Source organism: Allobrachymonas sp. (assembly GCF_041912815.1).
Classification (GTDB): Bacteria; Pseudomonadota; Gammaproteobacteria; order Burkholderiales; family Burkholderiaceae_C; genus Brachymonas.
This window is the reverse complement of record NZ_JAYRLV010000002.1, coordinates 23,496-49,018: the sequence shown is the minus strand read 5'-3', so window position 1 is coordinate 49,018 and position 25,523 is coordinate 23,496. Positions and strand designations below refer to the sequence as shown.

General features: G+C 64.4%; 26 protein-coding genes. 11 read left to right on the top strand and 15 right to left on the bottom strand.

Annotation, left to right across the window (positions count from 1 at the left end):
- Nucleotides 1-55: 55 nt before the first annotated feature.
- The 7 genes from ACE3P9_RS02750 (at nt 56) to ACE3P9_RS02720 (ending at nt 6,442) form a co-directional block, all read left to right on the top strand.
- Nucleotides 56-1,846, top strand: a complete 1,791-nt coding sequence (locus ACE3P9_RS02750; protein WP_374491710.1) for a hypothetical protein — start codon at nt 56-58, stop codon at nt 1,844-1,846.
- 19 nt (nt 1,847-1,865) lie between these two features.
- Entirely contained in the window at nt 1,866-2,375 is a 510-nt protein-coding gene (locus tag ACE3P9_RS02745; RefSeq protein WP_374491709.1) for a pilin, read from the top strand.
- 423 nt (nt 2,376-2,798) lie between these two features.
- Nucleotides 2,799-3,386 carry a DUF6036 family nucleotidyltransferase gene (locus tag ACE3P9_RS02740; protein ID WP_374491707.1) on the top strand — a complete coding sequence of 196 codons (588 nt, stop codon included), beginning with the start codon at nt 2,799-2,801 and terminating at the stop codon, nt 3,384-3,386.
- Complete coding sequence (locus ACE3P9_RS02735) at nt 3,387-3,626, top strand: hypothetical protein (protein WP_374491706.1); 240 nt, start codon at nt 3,387-3,389, stop codon at nt 3,624-3,626. It abuts the gene before it with no gap.
- A 468-nt stretch (nt 3,627-4,094) separates the two neighbouring features.
- Nucleotides 4,095-4,850 (top strand): molybdate ABC transporter substrate-binding protein, encoded by a 756-nt coding sequence (gene modA, locus ACE3P9_RS02730; RefSeq protein ID WP_374491705.1) that lies wholly within the window; start codon nt 4,095-4,097, stop codon nt 4,848-4,850.
- A 72-nt stretch (nt 4,851-4,922) separates the two neighbouring features.
- Entirely contained in the window at nt 4,923-5,600 is a 678-nt protein-coding gene (gene modB / locus ACE3P9_RS02725) for a molybdate ABC transporter permease subunit (protein WP_374491704.1), read from the top strand.
- Nucleotides 5,601-5,650: 50 nt separating this feature from the next.
- On the top strand, nt 5,651-6,442 hold the full coding sequence (locus ACE3P9_RS02720; protein ID WP_374491936.1) for an ATP-binding cassette domain-containing protein: 792 nt from the start codon (nt 5,651-5,653) through the stop codon (nt 6,440-6,442).
- A gap of 17 nt (nt 6,443-6,459) precedes the next feature.
- Here the strand turns inward: ACE3P9_RS02720 and ACE3P9_RS02715 are convergent, their stop codons facing one another.
- Both ACE3P9_RS02715 and ACE3P9_RS02710 read right to left on the bottom strand, forming a co-directional pair.
- A complete protein-coding gene (locus ACE3P9_RS02715) occupies nt 6,460-6,765 on the bottom strand; it encodes a BrnA antitoxin family protein (RefSeq protein WP_374491703.1) in 306 nt (101 codons plus the stop codon).
- Nucleotides 6,752-7,042, bottom strand: a complete 291-nt coding sequence (locus ACE3P9_RS02710) for a BrnT family toxin (RefSeq protein WP_374491702.1) — start codon at nt 7,040-7,042, stop codon at nt 6,752-6,754. The genes ACE3P9_RS02715 and ACE3P9_RS02710 overlap by 14 nt, the downstream gene beginning before the upstream one ends.
- Before the next feature lie 192 nt (nt 7,043-7,234).
- On the opposite strand from ACE3P9_RS02710, the gene ACE3P9_RS02705 reads away from it, so the two are divergent.
- Nucleotides 7,235-7,963 (top strand): TOBE domain-containing protein, encoded by a 729-nt coding sequence (locus ACE3P9_RS02705; RefSeq protein WP_374491701.1) that lies wholly within the window; start codon nt 7,235-7,237, stop codon nt 7,961-7,963.
- 27 nt (nt 7,964-7,990) lie between these two features.
- Here the strand turns inward: ACE3P9_RS02705 and ACE3P9_RS02700 are convergent, their stop codons facing one another.
- The 13 genes from ACE3P9_RS02700 to ACE3P9_RS02640 all read right to left on the bottom strand — a co-directional run bounded on the left by ACE3P9_RS02700 (nt 7,991) and on the right by ACE3P9_RS02640 (nt 21,906).
- Nucleotides 7,991-8,245 carry an acyl-CoA-binding protein gene (locus ACE3P9_RS02700; protein WP_374491700.1) on the bottom strand — a complete coding sequence of 85 codons (255 nt, stop codon included), beginning with the start codon at nt 8,243-8,245 and terminating at the stop codon, nt 7,991-7,993.
- 76 nt (nt 8,246-8,321) lie between these two features.
- Entirely contained in the window at nt 8,322-10,388 is a 2,067-nt protein-coding gene (locus tag ACE3P9_RS02695; protein ID WP_374491699.1) for a polysaccharide biosynthesis protein, read from the bottom strand.
- Nucleotides 10,389-10,553: 165 nt separating this feature from the next.
- Nucleotides 10,554-10,856 carry a YciI family protein gene (locus tag ACE3P9_RS02690; protein WP_374491698.1) on the bottom strand — a complete coding sequence of 101 codons (303 nt, stop codon included), beginning with the start codon at nt 10,854-10,856 and terminating at the stop codon, nt 10,554-10,556.
- 38 nt (nt 10,857-10,894) lie between these two features.
- On the bottom strand, nt 10,895-11,497 hold the full coding sequence (locus tag ACE3P9_RS02685) for a sugar transferase (protein WP_374491697.1): 603 nt from the start codon (nt 11,495-11,497) through the stop codon (nt 10,895-10,897).
- Nucleotides 11,498-11,535: 38 nt separating this feature from the next.
- Complete coding sequence (locus ACE3P9_RS02680; RefSeq protein WP_374491696.1) at nt 11,536-12,693, bottom strand: DegT/DnrJ/EryC1/StrS family aminotransferase; 1,158 nt, start codon at nt 12,691-12,693, stop codon at nt 11,536-11,538.
- Nucleotides 12,694-12,890: 197 nt separating this feature from the next.
- Nucleotides 12,891-14,183 (bottom strand): glycosyltransferase family 4 protein, encoded by a 1,293-nt coding sequence (locus ACE3P9_RS02675; RefSeq protein ID WP_374491695.1) that lies wholly within the window; start codon nt 14,181-14,183, stop codon nt 12,891-12,893.
- On the bottom strand, nt 14,180-15,337 hold the full coding sequence (locus ACE3P9_RS02670) for a glycosyltransferase family 4 protein (RefSeq protein ID WP_374491694.1): 1,158 nt from the start codon (nt 15,335-15,337) through the stop codon (nt 14,180-14,182). The genes ACE3P9_RS02675 and ACE3P9_RS02670 overlap by 4 nt, the downstream gene beginning before the upstream one ends.
- Nucleotides 15,334-16,023 carry a DapH/DapD/GlmU-related protein gene (locus tag ACE3P9_RS02665; RefSeq protein WP_374491693.1) on the bottom strand — a complete coding sequence of 230 codons (690 nt, stop codon included), beginning with the start codon at nt 16,021-16,023 and terminating at the stop codon, nt 15,334-15,336. Before ACE3P9_RS02665 ends, ACE3P9_RS02670 begins: the two co-directional genes overlap by 4 nt.
- Nucleotides 16,020-17,345 carry a lipopolysaccharide biosynthesis protein gene (locus ACE3P9_RS02660; protein WP_374491692.1) on the bottom strand — a complete coding sequence of 442 codons (1,326 nt, stop codon included), beginning with the start codon at nt 17,343-17,345 and terminating at the stop codon, nt 16,020-16,022. The genes ACE3P9_RS02665 and ACE3P9_RS02660 overlap by 4 nt, the downstream gene beginning before the upstream one ends.
- Nucleotides 17,346-17,400: 55 nt before the next feature.
- On the bottom strand, nt 17,401-18,492 hold the full coding sequence (locus tag ACE3P9_RS02655) for a DegT/DnrJ/EryC1/StrS family aminotransferase (protein WP_374491691.1): 1,092 nt from the start codon (nt 18,490-18,492) through the stop codon (nt 17,401-17,403).
- 198 nt (nt 18,493-18,690) lie between these two features.
- Nucleotides 18,691-19,323: an acyltransferase gene (locus tag ACE3P9_RS02650; protein WP_374491689.1), complete on the bottom strand. Its 633-nt coding sequence runs from the start codon at nt 19,321-19,323 to the stop codon at nt 18,691-18,693.
- A gap of 93 nt (nt 19,324-19,416) precedes the next feature.
- On the bottom strand, nt 19,417-20,370 hold the full coding sequence (locus ACE3P9_RS02645; protein WP_374491935.1) for a Gfo/Idh/MocA family oxidoreductase: 954 nt from the start codon (nt 20,368-20,370) through the stop codon (nt 19,417-19,419).
- 204 nt (nt 20,371-20,574) lie between these two features.
- Nucleotides 20,575-21,906 (bottom strand): nucleotide sugar dehydrogenase, encoded by a 1,332-nt coding sequence (locus ACE3P9_RS02640; RefSeq protein WP_374491688.1) that lies wholly within the window; start codon nt 21,904-21,906, stop codon nt 20,575-20,577.
- A 192-nt stretch (nt 21,907-22,098) separates the two neighbouring features.
- On the opposite strand from ACE3P9_RS02640, the gene galU reads away from it, so the two are divergent.
- Genes galU through wbaP form a run of 3 tightly spaced genes read left to right on the top strand, consistent with a single transcriptional unit; the run spans nt 22,099 to nt 25,510 of the window.
- On the top strand, nt 22,099-22,986 hold the full coding sequence (galU, locus tag ACE3P9_RS02635; RefSeq protein WP_374491687.1) for a UTP--glucose-1-phosphate uridylyltransferase GalU: 888 nt from the start codon (nt 22,099-22,101) through the stop codon (nt 22,984-22,986).
- Complete coding sequence (gene galE, locus ACE3P9_RS02630; protein ID WP_374491686.1) at nt 22,983-23,993, top strand: UDP-glucose 4-epimerase GalE; 1,011 nt, start codon at nt 22,983-22,985, stop codon at nt 23,991-23,993. Before galU ends, galE begins: the two co-directional genes overlap by 4 nt.
- A gap of 20 nt (nt 23,994-24,013) precedes the next feature.
- Nucleotides 24,014-25,510 carry an undecaprenyl-phosphate galactose phosphotransferase WbaP gene (gene wbaP / locus ACE3P9_RS02625; protein WP_374491685.1) on the top strand — a complete coding sequence of 499 codons (1,497 nt, stop codon included), beginning with the start codon at nt 24,014-24,016 and terminating at the stop codon, nt 25,508-25,510.
- Nucleotides 25,511-25,523 lie beyond the last annotated feature (13 nt).

The window sequence follows — 25,523 nt, the reverse complement described above, 5'->3', positions numbered from 1 at the left end:
TGCGCGAGGGTATTTATATTGGATATCTTTGCTTGTGCTATTGTACGGCTGCTGGATGATCGCCAATCCTTATTATGGAATATGGCATGATGCAAGAATATATTTGGTAATGGGATTGCAGCATCTTGAGCCTGAGGCATTTGTCAGGGATGTCTGGTTCATGTTTGGCGCTCAAGATCGATACAGTCTGTTTGATGAGTTTTATTCATACGTTTTACAGGTCCTGCCGGTGGCGCAGGCAGCGAAGCTGCTGGCAGCTCTTGGTGGTTTTTTTTGGATGGGGGCGGTATTATATTTTGCCAAAGGAATTGTGTCGCCAAAAAAAGCCATTTATTGTGCGCTGATATTGGGATGCGTGCCGCTATGTTATGGAATGCAGGACGGAGCTGTTTTGCTGCTTGTGGAAAGCTTTGCAAATGCGCGTCCATTTGCATTGGCAAGTGCTGTATTGGGGATGGCTTTCTTCGTTCGTGGGTATTACTTTCGTTCTTTTCTGTTTTTTTTGCTGGGATTGTTGATTCATCCCTTGCTGGCGATTTGGGCAATATTGGCATGTGTGGGTGTGTTCTTTTCCGATATTGCGTTGCTGGTTTTTTTGTGTGTGACTGTTCTGGCCATTGGAATTGCATCCATTTTTGGGGTGGGTGATTTTTCATTGATGGATACTACGTGGTATGACTTGGTCAAGAATACATCAGTAATTGTTTTTCCAAAGGATAGCGAGAGCGTGGCTTGGGGGGCGCCTCTCTGGTGGATTTCCCTGTTGGCGCTCGCGGGGCGTATGCGGTCCGATAAAGTGGGAAGACTGTATGACGTAGTGTCTTTCATTTCTGCTTGGACATTTTTGATTGCTATTCTGGTGTCATTTTTCTTTCCAGTGATATTTCTGGCAAAGGTTCAGGTGTGGAGAGCATACTGGGTCGCACTGTGTCTTGGGGTGATGGCTGGAACGGAGGTTTGGTCGATTCCAGAGAATCCGCGTGCAAAATGGTTGTGGCGGGCTGTGATATGCCTTAGTTTTTTGAGTGCAGATGCGGGTGGGTGGATTTTTATTTTGCTTGCGTGGTTTTATTTTTCGTGCAATCGATTCCATGGATGGGTCAATGCACGGTGGCAAACCATTGAATGCTTTCCCTTGTGGCGATGGGGAAGAATGAGTGTATGGTGTGTTTTGGCAATCGTTGTTTTTCTGAAAATTTTTCCTATTCAGTACCGTGAGGTGATGATTGGTGGAGGGAAATTCGAGATTGCATATGTGCTGTTGGCTGTGTTGATTTTCCCCGTGGTGATTGCATGTATTTCTTTTTCCCATGATGTTGTTTTGATGGTTCTGAGTATTTCTTTTGCCGTGTTTTCCTTCTTTGTATGGGATCAACGTTCTCTGGAAACGATGCGTCTTGAGTCATTTTATGGGGTTCATTCTGGGGAATGGCTGTCTTCTGGGATAAAGAAAGAAGATGTTGTTTATTGGCCTAAAATTGATTCTGGGCCTTGGTTTATATTAGGCGCAGCAGGGTATGCGCAAAGTGTGCAAGGGGTGGGGATTGTTTTTTCGAGAGAACATGCGTCTCTTTTGTATCGACGTGAGAGAATGATTAAGGGGCTTGGTTTGCCGAAGGGGAATGGTATAGGCGAAAATGAATTCGATCTCCATGCATCAATGTTTCATCCTTTTTCATTGACGAGAAAATCAGTTGTTGCTTTGTGTCAAGATAACGATTTGGATATCGTGGTGGATGATGTCAGATATTCATCATTGCCTTCTAATATGTTTTATCTTGGGGGTGGGGTATCTGGCAAGGCATGGTATGTTTTTGATTGCAGGGAAATTCGTAAAATAATTTGAATTCATGAGGGGAGAGGTGATGCTGATTAAAAAATCGAATAATTTCAATCTTGGTTTTACTTTGATTGAGCTGATGATTGTGGTGGCCATCATAGGTATTCTGGCTGCCTTGGCTTTGCCTCAGTATCAGCGGTATGTGATTCGTTCTCAAATATCGCGGGTAGTGTATGAAGCCGGGTCGCAGAAAGTGGCTGTAGAAGACTGCATCAATAATGGGCAGCTTACGGTGGGCGCAAGTGGCATGTGCAAGGGCCTGGCCACGGGGTCCAATCTGATGGCCAATGGGGGCAACATGTTCAATGGCGGAGCTCCGGCTGCAGGACTGGGTGTGCCCACGCTGGCGTTCGGCAGCACGGGCAGGGCCGCGCAGGTAGTGGCTGTCATGGGCAATCAGGTCAGCCCGCTGGTGGTGGGCAAGAAAGTTGCCTGGTCACGGGCAGATAACGGCAGCTGGGGCTGCGCTACGGATGCAGATGCACAGTTCGCTCCGCCGGAGTGCCCACATGGCTCGATTCCGGCACTGCCCTGAGGCGATAGGGCAGTGTGCATGTCGGTTGATGGGGGAGGGACATTCATGCTCAAGAAGACTTATCTGTTTCGCTGTAGAGTGATGACATCGAAAATCGTAAATTCACTGTTGTGACGGAGGTTGGTGGCATGACTGCCAGAGATGCTGAATCAGCGCTGCTTGCCCGGTGCTCCGCTGTCGCACGGGAGGTTGCGCAGTCCGCGCAGGATCAACGCGAGGCCAATGTGTTCCGCTTGGCTGCGATGGTCGTTCAGTCGCGATTTCCCAGCGAGTCGATGTGCTTGATGCGAGCGAGCGAGCGGTACTTCGACTCGCACCCGAACGAACGACTTGCACCGGCTGATGTTGTCAGGAAGGGCTGGGTTCTGAGCCTTCCTCGCCTGTGTGACATGCTGAGCCACCGACTTCACGGGCATTGAATCTATGGTGACGAAACAAGCATTCCATACTCGCACGGCTTTGGCGGAAGGTCTGCGAGAGTTGTTCAAGCAACTTGAGGAACGGCTTTCGCTGCGCAGCCCGGTTAATGTTTACCTGGCTGGGGGAATGGCTGTCCATCTTTACACAGCCAGTCGCGTCACGACCGATGTGGACGCGGAGTTCGGAGGCCGTGTTTACCTTCCGAACGATCTGATGGTCGAGGTGACTCTGGAGGACGGCACCGAGCAAGTCGTCTATTTCGACACCAACTACAACTCGACCTTTGCGCTGATGCACGAGGACTATCTGGACGACTCCATCCCTGTAGACCTCGGCATGGATCAGATTCGTGTCCACGTCCTCTCTCCCGTCGATCTCGCGGTGAGCAAAATCGCCCGCTTTGCTGACAACGACAAGGATGACATTGCTGCATTGGTAAGGCTTGGCCTGACCAGCGCAGACGAGATTGAACATCGCGCAACAAGCGCCTTGGCGGGCTATGTTGGTGGTCAGGCGATGCTGCAACTGAACCTGCGGGATGCCGTCGCCTTGGCTCGCGAGGTCGAAAGCGAACGGGTGGCCGCGCAGTGATTGACCGAACTGCCTCTTCTCGAAAAGCATGCGGGAGCGGCATTCACCTTTTGGCGGCACGCCACCGAGGCCATGAAGGCGCATGGCGCTGGTGGCATGAACTGGGCTGATATCGAGCACAGAACCATCCTCGAAAGCATTTCTGAGCATGGGCAACCCGCCTCTGATGGTGCGGATGTGATCTGCCAGCACAGTCCGGGGGCCGTGACGAAGGCAAGACGACCTGCGTGCCTTGGTTGAAAGGCTCGCACCTGAACTTCAAGCGCAATATGCCAAGGCGCGAGGCGAGAAAGGGTGTGAATCATCCAGCTGGCTGGGTGCAAATGTGTAAATCGGCGTGCACTGTGTGGGTTTGTGGCAGCGCCAAGGGGCTATGGAGCTGAGCTGGTTGGTGCATGAAGCTGCGGGGCCTGCCGCCATGGATCAGTCTCGCTGGAGCCGCTGACTCAGTATGTGATCCAGCCCGAGGCAGGCTGGTGGATATCCATTCTTGTCAGACTCGGTCTCTCTGGCAGTCATGGGCCTTGCTTCTCGTGGAGGGCGGTGACTGGCAAGAATACGCTCTGCATCAGGACGTCATGGCTTTGCTGCATGCACCACTTTCCTTGTCTGGAGGCAACACACGCAGACGGCCATGCGCTGTATAGATGACTATACTTCGCTCATCTGACGAGCAACAGGAGCACTTCGATGCGGATGACCAGGCTGATGAACAGGCGGATCGGGATGGCGGTGGCGGCGGTGTGGCTGCTGGGGGGGAGCGTGGCGGCGCAGGCGGCCGAGATCACGGTGTCGGCTGCGGCGAGTCTGACCAACGCTTTTCGTGAGGTGGGGCAGGCCTACGAGCGGCGGTATCCGGGGGCGCGGGTGCACTTCAACTTCGGTGGGTCGGGGGCGCTGCTGCAGCAGATGGCCAAGGGCGCACCGGTGGATGTGTTTGCGTCGGCTGACGAGGAGACGATGAACCAGGCGCAGCAGCACGGACTGGTGCGGGCCGATGCGCGGCGCGATTTTGCCCGCAACGCACTGGTGCTGATCGTGCCGGCCGACAGCCGCCTGGCGCTGCACCGTGTGGAGGATCTGGCGCAGCCGGGTGTGCACCGGGTGGCGGTGGGCAATCCAGCGAGTGTGCCGGTAGGGCGTTACAGCATGATGGTGCTGGGGCGCCTGAAGAGCTGGCCGCAGATTCAGCCGCGCGTGATCCATGCCGCCAATGTGCGGCAGGCACTGGACTATGTGGCCCGTGGCGAGGTGGATGCCGGGCTGGTGTACCGCACGGATGCGGCCATCATGCCGGGCAAGGTGAAGGTGGTAGCCACGGTGCCCCTGCCGGTGGCGATCCGTTACCCGATTGCGTCCACCACGGGCAGCTCGCAGCAGGTGGAGGCGCGGCGCTTTGTGCTGTTTGTGCTGACGCCCGAGGCGCAGGCACTGCTGGCCCGCTACGGCTTTGGCCGGCCGTGAGGGGCCGACTGCAGGCAGGGATGCAAGGCAGCAGGCGTGTACGATGACTGATCTGTGCAGGAGGGGGGCCGTATGGACGAGCCGGTGACGGTGGCGCTCGAGCTGTCGCTGCGGGTGGCGGGGCTGGCCACTGCGGTGGATCTGGTGCTGGGGGTGGCGCTGGGCTGGCTGCTGGCGCGGCGGCGCTTTCCGGGGCGGGATGTGCTCGATACGGTGTGCACCCTGCCGATGGTGCTGCCGCCGACGGTGCTTGGCTATTACCTGCTGGTGCTGCTGGGCTCTCGGGGGTGGCTGGGCGGCTGGCTGCAGGAGGTGTTCGGCATGCATCTGATCTTTACCTGGCAGGGAGCCGTGGTGGCGGCTGCCGTGGTGGCGTTTCCACTGGTGTTCAAGCCGGCGCGTGCAGCCTTCGAGGCGGTGGATGGGCATCTGGAACAGGCCGCGCGGGTGCTGGGCGTGAGCGAGTGGGGCATTTTCTGGCGGGTGACGCTGCCGCTTGCCTGGCGCGGCATTCTCGCGGGGTTGCTGCTGGCCTTTGCGCGGGCTCTGGGTGAGTTCGGGGCCACGCTGATGGTGGCTGGGAGCATTCCGGGCAAGACGCAGACGCTTTCGATTGCCGTGTACGAGGCGGTGCAGGCCGGGCAGGACGATGTGGCCAACCGGCTGGTGGTGCTGATTTCGGTGGTGTGCGTGGTGGTGCTGCTGTCGGCGGGCCGGCTCGCCCCCGGGCGACTGGCGCGGCAGGAGTGACGGACATGCAGAACCATGAGAAGGCTGGGGTGGCGCATGCCACACCGTGCATGCAGCCGGCGGAGGCAGCAGGGGCTGTGCCTGCGGCAGCCGAGGTTGCGGCCGTGTTTGATCTGGCGGTGGACAAGGTGTTGCAGTCGCGGCAGCACCGGTTTGCGCTGCGGGTGCGGCTGCAGTCCCCGAGCCGGCGGGTGGTGCTGCTGGGGGATTCGGGGGCGGGCAAGTCGATGACGCTGCGGGCGGTGGCGGGGCTGCTGCGCCCCGACGCCGGGCATGTGCGGGTGTCCGGGCGCACGCTGTTCGACAGTGCGCGCAAGGTGCATCTGCCGGCCCAGGCACGCCGCATGGGCTATGTGTTTCAGGATTACGCGCTGTTTCCGCATCTGAGCGTGCGGCAGAACGTGGCGTTTGGACTGCGCCGGGGGTGGCGCAATCCGTCGGCACGGGCCCGGTGGCCCGAGGTGGAGCACTGGCTGGACATGCTGGGGCTGATGCCGCTGGCGCACCAGCTTCCGGATGCGCTCTCGGGCGGGCAGCGGCAGCGGGTGGCGCTGGCACGCACGCTGGTGGCGCAGCCCGATGCCCTGCTGCTCGACGAGCCCTTTTCGGCACTCGATCCGTCCCGGCGTGCGGCCCTGCGCGACGAGCTCGATGTCTTGCAGCAGCGCCTGCAGCTTCCCATGCTGCTCATTACCCACGACGCCGACGATGCAGCCCAGCTGGGCGAGCATGTGTTTCGCCTGCGCGAGGGCGAAGTGGTGGGGGAAATGTGGCAGGGGGCGATCGCTCTGCCTGCGAGCGCCGAGGCTGGGCAGGCATGCAGGCCATGGCCCCCTCGGTGATGCGGGGGAGTGGGGGGTCAGGTCTTGTGATGCAGTGCGCGCAGCATGGCTTCCCGCAGGATGGCATTCATGCGGGTCTGATAGCCTTTGCCCTGGCTCTTGAGCCAGGCCAGGACATCGGCATCGATGCGCACGGAGGCGTGGGTCTTGACGGGCTTGAAAAAGGGGTTGGAAAGGGCGCGTGCCAAGAATGCGTCATCCAGCTGGGGAATGTCGCTGTAGTCGATCCTGTCTGCCGGCTGGCTCGCAAGCGCCTTGAGTTCGGCCTCGCGGGCTGCGCTGATGGGCGGAAGTGTGCCCTGTGCGTACCTAACTTTGCTCATAATGATGCCTTTCGTGGCGATCGGCGCGACGGGCGCTGATGATGCGGATGATTTCGGCTCCTTCGTCTTCAAGCTGGAGGGTGTGGGCAACCAGCAGTACCACGCACCCGCCGACCATGCCAAGGGTCTGCCATCGCTGTTCTCCATGTTCGATGCGATCCTGTACCGACAGGGCCAGAGGGTCATCGAACACGCGCGCTGCGTCTTCGAATCGAATGCCATGCTTGCGGAAATTGAGATCTGCTTTGTGGTCGTCCCATTCGAAGTAGCGCTGCATGGCAAAAGAGTAGCATATTTTTGTATATACAAAAAGGGCGAGCGAAATGCGCATGAAGGAAACGCCAGAGGCTGTCCCGCACGGAGCGCACGCTCCCTGCCCCTGTGAAGAAGCCAGCGAAGAGACTGCCGTGACGCTCGAAGCGCCGCTTCAGCTGGCGCTGGGGGGACGGGTGCTGGGGGGGAGCGGCAGATGCGGCTGCTGGAGGCGGTGGAGGCCTGTGGCTCCATCACGCAGGCGGCCCGCATGGCGGGCGTGAGCTACAAGACGGCCTGGGATGCCATCGATGCCATGAACCAGCTGGCCGGCGAGCCGCTGGTGGTGCGCGCCACGGGGGGGCGGGGCGGTGGCGGCACGGTGCTCACGCTGCGCGGCCGGAGGCTGCTGGCGGGCTATCGGCGCATCGAGGCCGAGCACCGGCGCTTTCTGGCTCATTTGGCCGAAGATGCAGGCCATCTGGCCGACGATTACCGACTGCTGAGGAGAATGATGATGAGAACCAGTGCGCGCAATCAGTTCATGGGGACGGTGTCCCGCATCGAGCGGGGAGCGGTCAACGACGAGGTGATGCTGGCCATTGCCGGAGGGCATGAGCTGGTGGCCGTGGTGACGCGGGAAAGCACCGATGCGCTGGGGCTGGCGCCGGGGTGCGAGGCCATTGCGCTGGTGAAGTCGTCTTCGGTCATTCTGGTGACCGAGAGCGAAGGGGTGCGGTTCTCGGCGCGCAATGCGCTGGGAGGGCGCATCATGCGGCTGCATCCGGGGGCAGTGAATACCGAGGTGGTGCTCGACATTGGCGCCGGGCTGACGCTGGCGGCCATCATCACCAACACCAGCGCCGACGCGCTGGGGCTGGAGGAGGGCATGCAGGCCCGCGCCGTGTTCAAGGCGTCGAGCGTGATTGTGGCGGTACCGGCCTGATGCGCTCCGGGCGGTAGCCGGGGCCGCTCAGGCCAGGCTGTCGATGAGGGTGATGTACTGCTGGCGGGCTGCGTCGGCGCTGGTGCCCTTGAGGGCGTTCCAGGCGTCCCACTTGGCGCGGGCGACGAAGTCGCTGAAGCCGGGCTTGGCGGCGGTGTTGTCGCCTTCGGTGGCCTGCTTGTAGAGGCTGTAGATCTTGAGCAGGGTCTGGTTGTCGGGCTTTTCGCTCAGGGTGGTGGAGCGGGCGACGGCGGCTTCGAAGGCGGCGTTCAGGTCGGTCATGGATGTCTCCTCTGTGGGGCTGGGATGCATGGCCTGCGCGCACAGGAAGGGGCAGGCAGGCAGAGGCGCATTCTACCTATTTCTGAACGCTCGTGCTTTTTTGCGCAAGACTGAGCCAGTCCACAATGGGGCCGGCCTTGAAGCCGCTCACCAGCCGCAGCAGCAGACCCGACAGGGCCTCGACCTCGTTGGCCTGCATGTGGGCCTGCAGTTCCACCAGAAGGGGCTGGAGCTGTTCCCAGGGGAGCAGGGCCTCGTGGGCTTTCATGATGCGGGGGTGTTCGGTGGGCTGGGGATTGTCGCCGATGAGCAGTTCCTCGTAGAGCTTTTCGCCGGGGCGCAGGCCGGTGATCTGGATGGCGATGTCGCCTTCGGGGTGCTGTTCGTCGCGCACGCTCAGGCCGGAGAGGGTGACCATCTGGCGCGCGAGCTGGAGGATGCGGACGGGTTCTCCCATGTCGAGCACGAAGACGTCTCCACCCGTGCCCATGGCGCCGGCCTGCAGCACGAGCTGGGCGGCCTCGGGAATGGTCATGAAGTAGCGGGTGACTTCGGGGTGGGTGAGGGTGATGGGGCCGCCGTGGGCGATCTGCTGCCGGAACAGCGGCACCACCGATCCGGATGAGCCGAGCACGTTGCCGAAGCGCACCATGGTGAAGCAGGTGCGGGGGGCGGCAGCCGAAGGCTGGGCAGGACTGCCGTCCGTGGCTGTTGCCACTGCCGCTGCGGGGAGCTGCGGCAGGGGGCGGTCGCCCGGGGGGATGTGCATGGCGTCGTCGAGCGGTGCGAAGCCGGGGGCGGCGGCGCTTGCAGTGGCGTGCGCCAGGGCCTGCAGGCACATTTCGGCCAGGCGCTTGCTGGCGCCCATGACGTTGGTGGGGCGGACAGCCTTGTCGGTGGAGATGAGCACGAACTGGGGCACCCCGCATTCCAGTGCGACGCGCGCCATGGTGAGGGTGCCGAAGACGTTGTTGGCCAGGCCCTGCACGGGGTTGTGCTCGACCATGGGCACGTGCTTGTAGGCGGCGGCATGGTAGAGGGTGGCGGGCTGCCAGGTGTGCACGATTTCGCGCATGTGGTGCAGGTCCTTGACGTCACCCAGCAGGGGCACCATGGTGGCGGGGGTGCCCTGCGGGCCTGCCGTGGCGGCAGCCAGGGCGCGCAGCTCGTGGTAGATGCGGTAGAGCGCGAATTCGCTGTGCTCGACGAGCAGCACGGTGCGCGGGCCCTGCCGCACGATCTGGCGGCACAGCTCGCTGCCGATGCTGCCGCCGGCGCCGGTCACGAGCACGACCCGGTCCTGGATGTCGCGGGCGATGAGGGCGGGGACGGGCGGCACGGGGTCGCGGCCCAGCAGGTCCTCGACATCGAGCTCCTGGAACTGCTGCACGCCCGAGCGGCCGCTGGTGAGCTCGGCCATGCTGGGCACGCTGCGCACATGCACGTTGAGCCCCTGCAGGCTCTGGATGATGGCGTTGCGCCGGGCCCGGGGCAGGGAGGGAATGGCCAGGAGCACGTCGGTGACTTCGCTGTCGCGGATCACGTCGGGGAGCTCGGCGGGGGACCAGACTTCGGCGCCGTTGATGCTGCGGCCGATCTTGGCGGGGTCCTGGTCGACGTAGCCGATGAGGGTGTACTGGCGGGCGTTGCGGATGGCTCCGGCGGTCTGGATGCCGGTTTCGCCGGCGCCGTAGATGAGCAGGCGGCCCTGTTGGCGGGCCTCGTGCTGGCCGCTGTAGAGGAACAGTCCCCGGATGAAGGCGCGGTTTCCGCCCACGAGGAGCAGGAACATGAGCGGCTGCAGGATGCCGACGCTGCGCGGCACATGGGTGGGGTTGCCGACGAACACCACATAGCAGAAGAACAGCACCCCGTAGACGGCGATGGCCTGGATGGTGGTGACCATGGCCGCGAAGCCGGTGTAGCGGAAGATGGCACGGTACAGCCCGAACCGCAGCATGATCGGAATGGCGAGCGCCGGGGCGAGCAGGTAGGTGATGCCCTGGGCGCGGTAAGGGGCGGTCCAGACGTCGAGCCGCAGGCTGATGGCCAGCCACAGGGCCAGCCAGGCGCAGAGGATGTCCATGCCCATGGCCAGGAGCTGGCGGGGCAGGGTTTGGGTGTTGAAGATGCGGGACTGCATGGTGTTTCAGAGCCTGTTCACAGGTTCTTCAGGGGAGGGGATGAACTTCATTCAGACGGGGAGCGGCTCGGGCGGGGAGCGGGACAGTGCCGGCAGCCAGAAGAACCCTGCAGAAGGCGCGCTGGGAGGTGCGGGCGCATGGCGTGTGGGTGCAGGGGAGCGGCATCACAGCACCCGGAGGGGTTCGAGGCCCTCTGCCGTCATCGACGGCCACCATTCCTGGATGGTGTAGGCCGCGATCCGTTCGCGGTGAAAGGGGTCCTGTGCCACCAGCGTGTCCACCGCCGCACGGTCTGCCGCGCGGGCCAGAATCACGCCACCGGTGCGGGGTTCGAGCCGGCCGGAGGCGAGAAACACGCCTTGTGCATAGCCCTGACGCAGATAGGCGCGGTGGGCTTCCAGGTGGCGTTCCACTTCTTCCAGGGGCTGAAGGTAGCGCAGGGTGATGAGAAACAGGGGAGCGGGCATGGGGACAGCAGGGAAAAGGGGCACGAGAGGGCAATGCATCAGGGCTTGAGCAGGATGCCGAGCGTCATGCCGATGATCTTCAGGTCGAGCCCGAGGCTGCGCTCGCGCACATACTGCCTGCACAGCGCGAGCTTGGCCGGGAGGATGGTGTCGACGTAGGTGCGTTCGGGGTCGGCACTCTGTGCGAGCAGCGTGCTCTCGCTGCGGTATTGTACGGAGGCCAGATCGGTGATGCCGGGGCGCACGCTGAGCACCTCGGCGCGCACGTCGGCCGGGTAGAACGCCACGTAGCGGGGGACTTCGGGGCGCGGGCCAACAAGGCTCATGTCGCCCAGGAACACGTTGAGGAGCTGGGGCAGCTCGTCGAGCTTGTAGGCCCGGATGATGTGGCCGCTGCGGGTGATGCGGTCGTCCGCGCCCACGGTGATCTGCGGGCCGGAGTGGTCCACGCGCATGCTGCGGAACTTGTAGATGCGGAAAGGCCGCCCGCGCAGGCCGATGCGTTCCTGGCGGAAGAACACCGGCCCCGGGGAGTCGAGCCGGATCCAGGCCGCCAGAGCCAGCAGCAGGGGCGAGAGCAGCAGCAGCCCGATGCCGGAGGCGGCGAGGTCGAAGGCGCGCTTGAGGGCGAGGGACTTCATGCGGGGTGTCGTGCGGTCGTCGTCATGTGCGCGGAGGCTCAGCCGAGGATGTCGTGCAGGGCCGCAATGATGCGTTCCTGGTCGTCGTCGCTCATGGCGGTGAACAGCGGGATGCTGAACATGTGCTGGTAGGCCTTGTCTGCCTCGGGGAACTGCTCGGGGGTGAGGTGGTAGCGGTCGCGCCAGTAGGGCTGGCGGTGCAGGGGCACATAGTGCACGCTGGTGCCGATGCCGGCGTCGGACAGGCGCTGGATGACGTCGTCGCGCGTGACGCGGGCCGCCTCGGTGAGGCGCAGCACGAACAGGTGCCATGAGTGCACGTCGCCCGCAGGGGCATCGGCGGGCAGGATGAGGGGGAGGTCACGCAGCGCCTCGAAGTAGCGGGCGGCGAGCTGCTGGCGGCGCGCCAGGAAGGCGGGCAGGCGTCGCAGCTGCACGCGGCCCAGGGCCCCGGCCATGTCGCCCATGTTGTACTTGAAGCCGGGTGCCACGATCTCGTAGTACCAGGCCGGTGTCTTGCTGGTGAAGCGGTCGAACGCATCGCGGCTGATGCCGTGCAGGCGCATGATGCGCATGCGCGCAGCCAGGGCCGGGTCGTGCGTGACGGCCATGCCGCCTTCGCCGGTGGTCATGGTCTTGTTGGCGTAGAAGCTGAACACGGCCGCATCGCTCGGGAGCTGGCCGATCTTGACGCCCTTCCAGGTGGAGGGCAGGGCGTGGGCGGCGTCTTCGACCACGCGCAGGTGGTGCTGCCGCGCCAGCGCCATGATGGCGTCCATGTCGCAGGACAGGCCGCCGTAGTGCACCGGCAGGATGGCCTTGGTGCGGGAGGTGATGGCGGCCTCGATCTTGCGCACGTCGATGTTGAGCGTGATGGGGTCGCAGTCCACGAAGACGGGGTCGGCGCCCAGGTAGCGCACCACTTCGGCGGTGGTGGTGAAGGTGAGTGTGGGGACGATGACTTCGTCGCCCGCCTGCACGCCGATGGCTTCGAGGGCCAGGTGCAGTCCGGCCGTGGCGGAATTGACGGCCACGGTGTCGACGCCACCGCCGAGCGAGTCGGCAAATTCCTGCTCGAAGGCGCGGGTTTCAGGGCCGGTGGTGACCCAGCCGGAACGCATGGCCTGCGTGACGGCGGCAATTTCTTCCTCGCCGATGTCGGGGCGAGCAAAGGGGATGAAGGCAGGTGTGCTCATGAAGTCGATGGAAGAAGGGGAAAGTGCCTGCGCGGAAGGGGCATGCGTCAGCGGCCGCTGGGCCGCCCCTGACCGGGCGCAGGAGACCCCCGGGGCCTCTCGTGCAGGGCCCGGCCAGGGGCGGGGCGCAGGAGAGGCATTCCGGGTTGCATCAGAAAGGTATTGTCCGACTTTTGGTCTGGAGCCGGGAGGGCGTTTCAGCTTTTTGCAAGGCTCGCGCCACAGGCTTCCAGAAAGCGGCGTGCGAGCACGGGGTAGGTGTGGTGTGCGAGCACGTGGGCGCGGCCCGATTCGCCCATGCGGGCACGGGTGGCGGGGTCGATCGCGGCGAGCTGGCGCAGGCCCTGGGCAATGGCAGGAGGATCGGCCGGGGGCACGGTGAGTCCGCAGCCGGCTTCGGCCACCGGATCGTTGCCGGCCTCGACCGAGTGCAGGACCACGCAGCGCGCCATCATGTAGTCCATGAGCTTGTTGGGCGCAATGCCAAAGCGGTAGATGGGCACGCGCTGCCAGCCGATGTAGGCGATGTCCACCTGGGCCAGAAAGGCGGGGATCTGTGCCTTGGGAATGGGGTCGAAAAAGGCCACGGTGTCAGCGAGCCCCAGGGCCTCGGCCTGCTGGCGCAGGGCGGCTTTTTCGTGTCCGTCGCCGACGAGCACGAAGCTGAAGGGTGCGTCCCGGAGCAGGGTGGCAGCCTGGAGCATCACGTCGAGCGCGTTGGGGGTGCCGTGCGAGCCGGCATAACCGACCACGGTGCGGCCGGCGGCCTTCTGTGCGGCCACGTGGCGCGCGATGTCGCCCCGCAGGGGTGGCGGCTCGCCCTGCCATTCGTCGAGCGTGATGCCGTTGGGCACGATGTGGAGCCGGCGCAGGTCGAGTCCGTGCGCCTGCATGTGTCCGGCCACCTTGGGCAGCATGCTCACCACGACATCGGCGTCCCGGTAGGCGGCGTTCTCGGCGGCCTGACACAGCCGGATGAAGGGGTGGCCGGGCGACATGCCGCCCAGTTCGATGGGAGACAGGGGCCAGAGGTCGTGCACCTCGAACACCAGCGTGCAGGGGTGGCCGGCACGGCGGGTGAGGCGCGCGATGCGGCGGGCGACCCAGATGTCCATGGGGTAGGTGCTGCTGGCGATGACCACATCGGGCCTGAACTCACGAGCGATGCGGGGGGCATCGGCCCATGCCTGGCGCAGGAAGGCCCAGATGTTGCGCACCCGGCCCAGGCCGTTGCCCGCGTAGGGGGGGGTGGCATACCAGTGGTAGGCGATGCCGTCGATGTCCTGCACGGTGGCGTGTCCCGACCGTGTCGCTCCCGCCGCCTGCAGCGCGGGCAGATCGGGCTGCCTGGCCCGCACATGGCTGTAGCTGCCGGCGAGCATGCGCACGCAGTGGCCGGCGTGCACCCATTCGCGGGCGAGGTAGTAGGGGCGGTATTCCATGCCGTGCAGGGGACTGCCGGCATAGTGGTTGAGGTAGAGAATGTTCATGCGTGCGGCCCCCGGAGCGGAGGCAGGGTGTGCAGGGTCTGGATGAGGCGCGAGACGGCAGGGGCAAAGAGCCCGTGGTCGGCCACCCAGGCGCGATGGTGTCGGGCGATGTCCGGGGCGCGTGCGGCCAGGACCGGGAGCTGCTGGGCACTGAGCCGGGCCAGCTCCGCGCTGCCCAGGCGATCCGGCACGATCCAGCCGTGGGCGTCGTCGGCCACCAGCTCGCGGTTGGCGGGCAGGTCGCTCAGCAGCGGAATGCAGCCGTGGGCCATGGCTTCGAGCACCGACACGGCGACCGAGTCGCTCTGCGGCAGGCTCAGATACCACTGGGCCCGGTCGTACCACACGGCCTGTGCGGCTGCGTCCAGGCGCCCGACAAGGCGCACGCGGTCGCCGAAGCCTTCGCGTTGCACCCACGCTTCCAGCTCGGGGCGCAGACTGCCGTCGTGGGCCATCACGAGCCGGGCCTGCGGCTGCCAGGAGACGATGCTGCGGAACAGCTCCAGCACGCGCAGGGGCTGGTAGATGGGCTCCAGCCCCCGGTTGGCGTAAAAGAGCCAGGGCTCGCGCACCGGCTGTGCCGGCACGGGCGGCAGCGCATCGAGCCCGAAGGGAAAGGTCATCACCTCGCGTGCGCCCAGCGCCCGCATCTGCTGCGTCATGTGCTGCGAGTCGCTGGTGCAGAGGTCCGCGTTGCGCAGAATGGAAGAGGTGAGCCACCGGTAGGCCGCATGGCGCCCGGGCGTGAGCAGGATGTCGCTGCCCCAAGCCGATGCCAGCACGCGCCCGCGCAGGCGCCATGGGCGGCGTGCCAGCCACACCAGCGTGCCGTGCGAGGTGAGGTAGTGGGGGTTGATCCAGTCGGCATCCGCATGGCGCAGCCAGCGGCCGACTTCCGGCAGGCGGCGCAGCAGCGCAGCGTTGCCCCCGCCATGGGCCGGGTCGGTGTGCAGTGCCAGCCGCTGCTCGGGCGGCACCAGCTCCGCCAGCCCGGGTGCAAAGCCCCGGCTGGAGCATACCCACAGATCGACATGCGGATGCAGGGCACGCCCCCATTTGACGAGGTGCGGGCTTTCGCCGTCGCCCACCAGGGCATAGCGCAGGCGGCGTGTGGCATCGACCGGCAAGGGGACGGGAAAAACGGCAGGGGTCATGCGTCGTGCGGAGGAAATGGGGATGCCGATGCCGCCTGCATCCCGGAAGCGGAGGGCAGCGCACCGGCCCAGTGTGTGTAGGCCGTCAGATGGTCGGGGTGCTCGGCGAGCCAGCGGGCATCCTGCGTGCGGGTGTCGCCCACCACGCGGGCAGGGCAACCGCTCACCACCGCAAAGTCGGGAAATGTGCCACGCACCCGGCTGTGGCTGGCCACCAGACAGCCCTTGCCCAGCACCGTGCCGGCCTCGATCACGCAGTGCGGGCCGATGAAGCAGTGCGCCCCGATGCGGATCGGAGCCCGGATGTCGCTGGCGAACGAGCCGTCCGCAGCGGGCCCGGGAGCGCCCGGCACCCGGGCTGCCACCCGCACGCTGCGGTGGGTGCTGTGGGTGACGATGCTGACGAAGTTGGTGATCTGCGTCCCGGCCCCGATGGTGATGCCCGCGCTGGCCTCGATGAAGTTGAAGTGCCCGATGAACACGTCGTCCTCCAGCAGCAGCCGGTCCTCGTGCTCGATGCAGGTGCTCGGCGAGATGCGGGTGGCGGGGCGGGGCTGGCCGCCGGACACCTCGCCGAACACCATGCGGAAGCACAGTGCCTGCCACAGCCAGCGCCGCATGCGGTTGAGGCGGGCGCGCCAGCGCAGGGCGGCGGTCATGGGAGGCGGGGACATGGGGGACGTCATGGCTGCTCCTCCACCAGTTGACCCACATCCGCTTCAGCCGGATCGGCAGGCTCGGGTGCGGGAATGTCCGACCAGAAGGCCAGACGCCAGAAATAGATGCCGAAATACACCACCATCGCAGCCGAAACGGCCCAGGCCCCGGCCAGCAGCCCTCCCCAGCGCAGCCCGGCCGCGAGGGCGCCCACGAAGGCGATCTGCCCCACTACCGCCCAACGGAAGGCCCAGCGCTGGGCTTGCCAGGCCATGGTGACCACGGCCAGCGGCGCAGCCACGAAATGCGCGGCAATGTAGGGTGCCAGGGCGCGGGCCAGCTCGCCCGCATCCCGCCATCCGGCCCCGAACACCAGCCGGAACAGCCAGGGCCCCGCCACCATCAGCACGCCCATGAGCCCCAGCGCCACAGCCCCGAGCAGCAGCATGATCTGTCGCACGGCACGCCGGGCATCCTCGGGCCGGGCGCCGGTCAGCCGGGGGTACAGCGCCTGCGACACCGCGCTGCCCACCAGTGTGGCCGGCGCCTTGAGGTAGCGCAGCGCCAGTCCCCAGAAGCCTGCGGCCGCATCGCCCGACCAGGCCACCAGCAGCGCCACGGCCAGTGCATCCTGCAGCGTGCCCAGAAAGGCATGCGGCGTGTTGAGCAGCGGAAAATCGCGATGAATGGAGGCCATGCGGCGCATGTCCTGTCCCAGGTCCGCAGAGGTCGCCAGCGGCCAGACTCCCCGCCAGCCCCCCGCCGGAGCAGGGCGCCACAGGGGCAGGGTCGCCAGCAGCACCGCCACGATGGGGGCCAGCACCAGTGCCCATGTGCCGGCGGTGCCCGTGGCCTGGCCGCTCCACAGTGCATAGCCGAACAGCACCTGCAGCACGGCGCCTCCGCCATACTGCACCACCCGGCTGGTGGCCAGTGCGCGGAACTGTTCGGCGCGGTTGCACCACATCACGAGCAGCTGCAGCAGCCCACTCCCTGCCACCGCCAGCGGCAGCAGGGCCGGCAGAGGCAGATGCGCCCAGCGCGCCAGCGCCCAGCCCACTGGCAGACACAGCACCGTCACCGCCAGCCAGATGCGCAGGCACAGCGCCAGCAGGGCACGGGCATCGCCTTCCTGCCGTGCCATCGGCAGCGCAAACTCGTAGCGGCCGCAGGCCACCACGGCCAGGGTGGCGGCCACCGTGGTGAAGCTCGTGAATCCGCCCATCGCCTCCGGCGTGAACAGGCGTGTGATCACCGGCCCCAGTGCCAGGGGCACGACCTGTGCGAGCGCTCCGCCCATCAGCAGGGTGAGCGTGGCACGCAGGAGTCCGGCAGGAGCACGGGAAGACATCGTCGGCAACAGGGCAGCGGGGAGGGAAGAAAGAGGGCGGGGCAACCTGCGCCGGTCAGCCCAGCACCCGAGCCAGGGCCGCGATGACGCGGTCCTGCGTGTCGTGCGTCAGGTCGGCGCTCATCGGCAGGCTCATCACCGAGCCCGCCAGCATGTCTGCGACCGGGGTGGGGGTGTCGCACAGTCCCTGATAGGCCGGTTGGCGGTTCATGGGGATGGGGTAGTGCACGGCGGTCGGAATGCCCTCGGCCTTGAGGGCCGCCTGCACCGCCTCGCGGTCAGGCACCCGGACCGTGTACTGTGCAAACACGCTGGTGCGTCCCGGCCGCTGCTGGATGCGCGTGATGCCTGCGGCATCGCACAGTGCGTTGTAGCGGGCGCCCAGCTCCGCGCGCCGCGCCACTTCCCAGTCGAACCGTTCCAGCTTGGCCAGCACCACGGCGCACTGGATCGTGTCCATGCGTCCGCCCACGCCGATGCGGGTATGGGTGTAGCGCTTGCTCTGGCCATGCACCCGCAGCTCGCGGCAGGCGCGGGCCAGCGTGTCGTCGCTCGTGAAGATGGCGCCGCCATCCCCGTAGCAGCCGAGCGGCTTGCTGGGGAAAAAGCTCGTGCAGCCCAGCGTGGACAGATGGCCGCTTTCCACCCCGTCGAGCGTGGCCCCGAAACTCTGCGCGCCATCCTCGATCACCGGCAGGTGCCCATGCCGTGCGGCCACTGCGCGGATCGCCGTCATGTCCGCCACCTGTCCATACAGGCTCACCGGCATGATCGCACGGGTGCGCGGCGTGATGGCTGCCTCGATCCGGCCGGCGTCGATCAGGCCCGTGTCGGGTTCCACGTCGACGAACACCGGGCGCCCGCCCAGGAACACGATCACCTCCACCGTGGCGGCAAAGGTGAAGGGCGTGGTGATCACCTCGTCGCCGGGGCGCAGTTCCAGCGCCATCAGGCTGATGAGCAGCGCCTCGGTGCCGCTCGACACCGTGATGCAGTGCGCCGCACCGGTCCGCGCTGCCAGCGCCGTCTCCAGCTCGGCCACTTCGGGGCCCATGATGTACTGGCCGTGGTCGAGCACCTGCTGGATGCGGGTGTCGATGCGGGTCTTGAGGGCAGCGTACTGCGATTTGAGATCGATGAAATCCATCGTGATGCATGCAGGGCATCCCGCACGGGAGCCCTGTCCTCCACAGGTCATGAAAAAAGGGACAGTGAACAGACCCTGCGCCATGCAGGGCCACAGGACCGTCCCGGAATGTGTTGTGCGCGTGGCATGTCGGGTGCGTGCTCGCGGTCGTCCGCCCCGCAGGGCTGCCGCAGCCAGATCGTGCAGGGCCCTCCGGCCTCAGGCCGCCGGCACCAGCGTCACTGCGTCGTCCTGGAGCACATAGCGGTCGCCCGTGTGGGGGCAACGCGCCTCGCCCTCGCCCGAAGCCGGCAGATCCAGCCGCTCGCCAAACCGGCTCATCCAGCCGATGCGCCGCGCCGGCACCCCTACCACCAGGGCAAAGTCCGGCACATCCCTTTGTACCACGGCCCCGGCCCCCACGAAGGCGTACCGCCCCACGGTATGGCCGCACACAATGGTCGCATTGGCGCCGATCGTCGCCCCCTGTCGCACCAGCGTGCGGCGGTATTCGCTCTTGCGCGCCACGGCAGAGCGGGGGTTGTAGACGTTGGTGAACACCATGCTCGGGCCGCAGAACACGTCGTCCTCCAGCGTCACCGCGTCGTACACGCTCACGTTGTTCTGCACCTTCACGTTGTTGCCGATCTGCACGTCATTGCCCACAAACACGTTCTGCCCGAACGAGCACCCCGCGCCGATGCGGGCTCCGCCGCAGATGTGCACCCAGTGCCATACACGGGTGCCCGCGCCGATCTGCGCCCCCGCATCCACGATGGCCGTGGAATGGACCACAGGAGAAGAAGCAGAAGCAGGAGCGTCCGCAGACGCCGTCGTCATGTCAGCCGCCATGGGCAAGCACCTCGTCGATCGATGTTTCTGGCGGCGCGCACCGGCATGTGCCCGTGCGTGCCGCCTCCAATGCGTGGAAAAAGCGCAGCCCCCTCAGGCCCGCAGCAGCCGGGCAAGCATCGGGTGTCCCTGGTCGTCCCGGGCGGGCACGGGCTGCGCATGGCGAATGACGTTCACCGTCTCGATGCAGTGCCGCGCATCTTCCAGCCCGTAGCCACGGCCGGCCAGAATCTCCTCGTAGCTCACCTTGTGCAGTTCCGTGAAGCCTTCCGAGAACTCCAGCTGCTCGCCGCTGATGTCGATGCTGCGGAAAGTCGGCTTCCTGCCCTTCACGCTGTCGGGCAGATCGTTGGCGTCGATCGACAGGAACCAGCGAACGCGCGCGCGTTCGTACTCCAGATATCCCGCCGCCTTGTTCTCGGCGCTGTAGTGCACCACGTTCTCCTGCAGGTTGCCGAACACGAAGTGCAGCATGTCGTAGAAATGCACCCCGATGTTGGTCGCCACCCCGAAGGACTTGCGCGGATCGCCCTTCCAGCTCTCCATGTACCACTTGCCGCGCGAGGTGATGTAGGTCAGCTCCACGTCGAACTTGCGGTCGGCCGGCGCCTCGGCCACCTTGCGGCGCAGCGCCAGAATGGCGTCATGGTGGCGCAGCTGCAGAATGTTGCGAACACGGTGGCCGGTTTCCTTCTCCACCAGCACCAGGTCGTCGAGCAGCTCGGGCGTCGGCACCAGCGGTTTCTCGCAAATCACGTCGCACCCCAGCCGCAGCCCCGCCGTGATGTGGGGATGGTGCAGGTAGTTGGGCGTGCAGATGCTCACAAAGTCGAGCGTGCGGGCCGGATCGCGCTTCAGGCTCCAGGCATGGTCGTAGAAACGCTCGAAGTCGGTGAAGAACTCGCTCTGCGGAGAGATGCTGTCGATGATGCCGACCGAATCGTTGATGTCATAGGCCACCGCCAGATGGTGTCCCAGATCCTTGATGGCCCGCATGTGGCGGGGTGCAATGTAGCCGGCCGCACCGATCAGCGCGAAATTCTTGATGGTATGCATGGAAGGAAATCAGGCGTGTCATGAAAAACAGCCCGCATTGTGCGCCTATTCGGCAAAGCTGACAAAAGGGTGACACATCGGCGCAGTCCGTCCGGCGGAGCACGCAGCCCCTCCTGCAGACAGGGCCGGGGCACAGGGGCAGGGGCCTGCACGGGGTGTCCGTGCCCGTGCCTGTGCTTCGTGCCCCTGGTTGCCTTACAGCCGGAACACCTTGAACCCGGCCTCTGCGGCTGCGTGGCGGTCGTACAGGCTCTTCACGTCGCTCAGGATCGGGTGCTCGCCACGGGTGAAAGGCCGGAGCTCGGCGGGCGTCAGGGCCCGGTAGGCACTGTGGCCCACGGCCACCACCAGCACATCCACCGGGTGCTCGGCGTCGATCGGCTCCAGCGCGATGCCGTATTCGCGCTGCACCTCCACCGCATCGGCCACCGGGTCGCACACCGCCACCTGCATGCCCCAGCTCTCGAACTCGCGCACCATGTCCACCACCTTGCTGTTGCGGATGTCCGGGCAGTTCTCCTTGAAGGTGATGCCCAGGATTCCCACCCGGCAACGCGGAGCGTCCATGCCCTGCTGCAGCATCAGGCGAATGGTGTTGCGAGCCACATAGCGCGCCATGTTGTCGTTGATGCGGCGCCCCGCCAGAATCACCTGCGGGTTGTAGCCCACGGCCTGCGCCTTGTGCGTGAGGTAGTAGGGGTCCACGCCGATGCAGTGTCCTCCCACCAGCCCGGGCCGGAAAGGCAGAAAGTTCCACTTGCTGCCCGCTGCCTCCAGCACCTCCACGGTGTCGATGCCCAGTCGGGCGAACAGCACGGACAGCTCGTTGACAAACGCAATGTTGAGGTCGCGCTGCGTGTTCTCGATCACCTTGGCGGCCTCCGCCACCCGGATGGAGCTGGCCGGGTAGGTGCCCGCCGTGATGATGTCCGCATACAGCGCATTCACCGTCTGCGCCGTGGCGGCCGTGCTGCCGCTGGTGATCTTGCGGATCTTGGTGAGGGTGTTCACCTTGTCGCCGGGATTGATGCGTTCCGGGCTGTAGCCGCAGTAGAAGCCGCGTGCCGCATCGGCCGTGGCCTCGTTGCCGCTGTGAATGTAGGTGAGCCCGGACATGCGCTCCAGCACCGGCACGCACACCTCTTCGGTCGCGCCAGGGTACACGGTCGATTCGTAGATCACGATATCGCCCGGCTTGAGCACCTTCCCCACCGATTCGCTGGCCTTCACCAGAGGAGTCAGGTCGGGGTTGTTGGCACCGTCCACCGGCGTTGGCACCGTCACGATGAAGATGCGGCAGTCGCGCAGCGCGTCGAGCGTGCTGGCGTAGCGCAGATGGGTGGCTGCAGCCAGCTGCTCGGCGGTGGTTTCGAGCGTGCTGTCCCGTCCGGCCTCCAGCTCGGCAATCCGTGTCGTGTTGATGTCAAAGCCCACCACGGGTCGCTGACGGCCGAATTCCACAGCAAGGGGCAGGCCCACATAGCCCAGGCCCACCACAGCCATCAAGGGCATAGAAGTGCTTTGCATACAATATCGAGAGAAGAGTAGTTTGAACGGCCTAGCGTGTGGCGCGCAGTCCTGTCATGCCGGTGTCAATGTCGTGTCAGACACTTGTCACTGTGCTGCCATGCATGCGCCGCATGGGCCCGGCCGGGTCCACCCAAATTATAAGAACCGTTCCCCCGGATTACGGGGGTTCCCTGTGATACAAACCCTCCCATGAACACTGTCATCCGCAAGGCCGTTTTCCCCATCGCGGGCCTGGGCACCCGCTTCCTTCCCGCCACCAAGGCCAGTCCCAAGGAAATGCTTCCCGTCGTGGACAGGCCCCTCATTCAGTACGCCGTTGAGGAGGCCTACGCAGCCGGCATTCGCCAGATGATCTTTGTCACCGGGCGCACCAAGCGGTCCATCGAAGACCATTTCGACACGGCCTACGAGCTGGAATCCGAACTCGAAGCTGCAGGCAAGACGGCGCTGCTCGATCTGGTGCGCAGCATCATGCCTGAGGACATGCAGTGCGTGTACGTGCGCCAGCCGCGGGCCCTGGGGCTGGGCCACGCCGTGTCCTGTGCCCACCAGCTTGTGGGCGACGAGCCCTTTGCCGTGCTGCTGGCCGATGATCTCATGGTCGGTGAGCCCCCGGTCATGAGCCAGATGGTCCAGCAGTTCCGCGAGTGGCGCGCGAGCATCCTGGCCGTGCAGGACGTGCCGCACGAAGAAACCCGCAAATACGGCATCGTCTCCGGCACCCCCATCCGCGAACGCCTCGTCGACGTCGACGGCATCATCGAAAAGCCTGCCCCCGAGGAAGCCCCCAGCACGCTCGCCGTGGCCGGACGCTACATCCTCACCCCCGGCATCTTCGACGAGCTTGCCCGCCAATCCCACGGCGTGGGCGGCGAGATCCAGCTCACCGACGCCATCGCGGCCCTCCTGCGGCGCGAAAAGGTCTTTGCCTACCGCTATGAAGGTGCCCGCTATGACTGCGGCAGCAAGCTGGGCTTCCTGCAGGCCACGGTCGACCTGGCGCAGACCCATCCGGAAGTTGGAACTCCGTTTTCTGCATGGTTGGCCACTAGACTGCACCAAGAGGTGAAAGAGTGAAAACTGTTCTTCTTACCGGCGGTACCGGCTACATCGGCAGCCATACGGCCGTGACGCTGATCGAGGCCGGATACCAGGTCGTTCTGCTCGACAACCTCTGCAACAGCCAGGCCGACATGGTCGACCGCATCGCTGCCCTGTCTGGCGCGCGGCCTGTCTTCGTCGAGGGCGATGTGCGTGATACCGCCCTGGTGCGGGACACCCTTGAGCGCCATTCCATCGAAGCCGTCATCCACTTCGCGGGCCTCAAGGCGGTCGGCGAGTCGGTCGAGCGGCCCATCGACTACTACGCCAACAACGTGCAGGGCTCCATCAACCTGCTGCAGGCCATGCAGGCCGCCGGTGTGCACCGGCTGGTGTTCAGTTCGAGCGCCACCGTCTACGGCACCCCGCACTACCTTCCCTACGACGAGCAGCATCCCACGGCGGCCATCAACCCCTATGGGCGCACCAAGCTGCAGGTCGAGGAATTCCTGCATGACGTCGCGGCCAGCTCGGCCGACTGGCGCTTTGCGACCCTGCGCTACTTCAACCCCGTCGGCGCTCACCCTTCCGGGCTGATCGGCGAGGCGCCCAACGGCATCCCCAACAACCTCATGCCCTACATCGCCCAGGTCGCCGTCGGCACCCGGCCCTGGCTCAACGTCTTCGGCGACGACTACGACACCCCCGACGGCACCGGCGTGCGCGACTACATCCATGTCATGGATCTGGCCGAGGGCCACCTTGCCGCCCTGCGCTTCCTGCAGGAGCATGCGGGCTGGCATGCCTTCAACCTGGGAACCGGGCAGGGCACCAGCGTGCTCGACATGGTGCGGACCTTCGAGTCTGCATCGGGCGTGCCCGTCCCCTATCACATTGCCCCGCGCCGGGATGGGGACCTCCCCGCCTACTATGCCAAGGCCGACAAGGCCCGCGAGCAGCTGGGCTGGCAAGCCCATCGCACGCTGCACGACATGTGCGCCAGCACCTGGCGATGGCAACAGAATTTTTCGCGGCAATCCTGAAGTCCTGAAAGCCCCTTTCCATGAGCACCCCCCCATCGTCGGATCCGGCCGAGTTCTATCGGCAACAGCATCAACGCACTTCCTCGCACCACGCCACCACCTGGCAGATCGTGGTGCAGGCTTTGTATGATGTGCTGGCCTTTCTGGCCAGTGGGGCACTGGCCAATGTGCTCGCCGACTGGCTCGATGGCTCCCAGGCCGAGCAGGCCTTCTGGCAGGGGGCGCGCGGCACCGTCTTCCTGGCGCTGCTTCTGGGCTGGCTCTTCTGGTTCGGGGTGGTCAAGCAGGCCTATACCCGGCGCAAGCCCTTCTGGACCGATCTCCAGCGTTCGCTCACCGCCATTCTGATTTTTGCGGTGCTCGACCTGGCCCTGCTCGGTCTGCTCAAGGTGTCCTATTCCCGCTTCTGGTGGCTGGCGTTCTGGGGCTGTCTGCTCGTGCTCCAGCCCTGGGGCAGGGGCCTCGCACGTCGCATGCTCATGCGGCTGGGCAAGTGGAACCGCCATACCGTGATCTATGGTGTGGGCCCCAATGCCTGGCAGGCCTGTCTGGCCCTGCGCTCGGAGCCTGCGCTGGGGGTCATTCTGGACGGATTCGTGGCCCCTCCGGAGCTGCTGACCGAAGTGGATCCTGCCATCCGTGCCTCCGGCCTGCCGGTCGTGGAGTGGCAGGGCACAGAGGATCAGGCAAGCAGCATCCATGAGTGCAACAACGTCATCGCCTTCGAGGCCGAGCAGCGGGACTACCGCGACGCCTGCATCCGTCAGCTCACCCAGTACATGGTCAGGAGCGTGCGCGTCATCCCCTCCATGCGGGGCGTGCCGCTGTACGGTATGGAAACCTCCTATTTCTTCAGCCATGAGGTTCTGCAGATTCACCTGCAGAATAACCTTGCCAAAATTCAATGGCAGATATTGAAAAGGAGTCTGGATATTTTCCTTGCAAGTATCGGATTGTTTGTTCTGTCTCCGTTTTTTCTATGGATTGCATTTCTTATAAAAAGAGAAGATGGTGGTCCTGTCATCTATCATCAAGCAAGAATAGGAAAAGATGGAAAAGCATTCAAGTTTTATAAGTTCAGAAGCATGGTGGTGAATGCGGGACAGATTCTTGAGCAATGGAAGTTAAATAAATCGCCTGAGTGGTTGGAATATAAAGAAAATAATTTTAAGCTGGCAAATGATCCGCGCATATTGAAGATTGGACGTTTCATAAGAAGGACGAGTGTTGATGAGTTTCCTCAGCTTTTCAATGTATTGAAGGGGGACATGAGTCTTATTGGTCCTCGTCCTCTTATGCCCAGTGAGGTGGTGGATTACGGTGAGGATATTTCTTTGTATGGGGTAGTGCGGCCCGGAATGAGTGGGCTGTGGCAGGTCAGTGGTCGAAGTAATACCTCGTTTGCAGATCGCATTTATTTTGATGGATGGTATATAAAGAACTGGTCCCCCTGGATGGATGTAGTGATTATTGCAAAAACATTTAAGGTGGTGCTTGCTGGTTCTGGTGCGTACTAGAGGATATTATGAG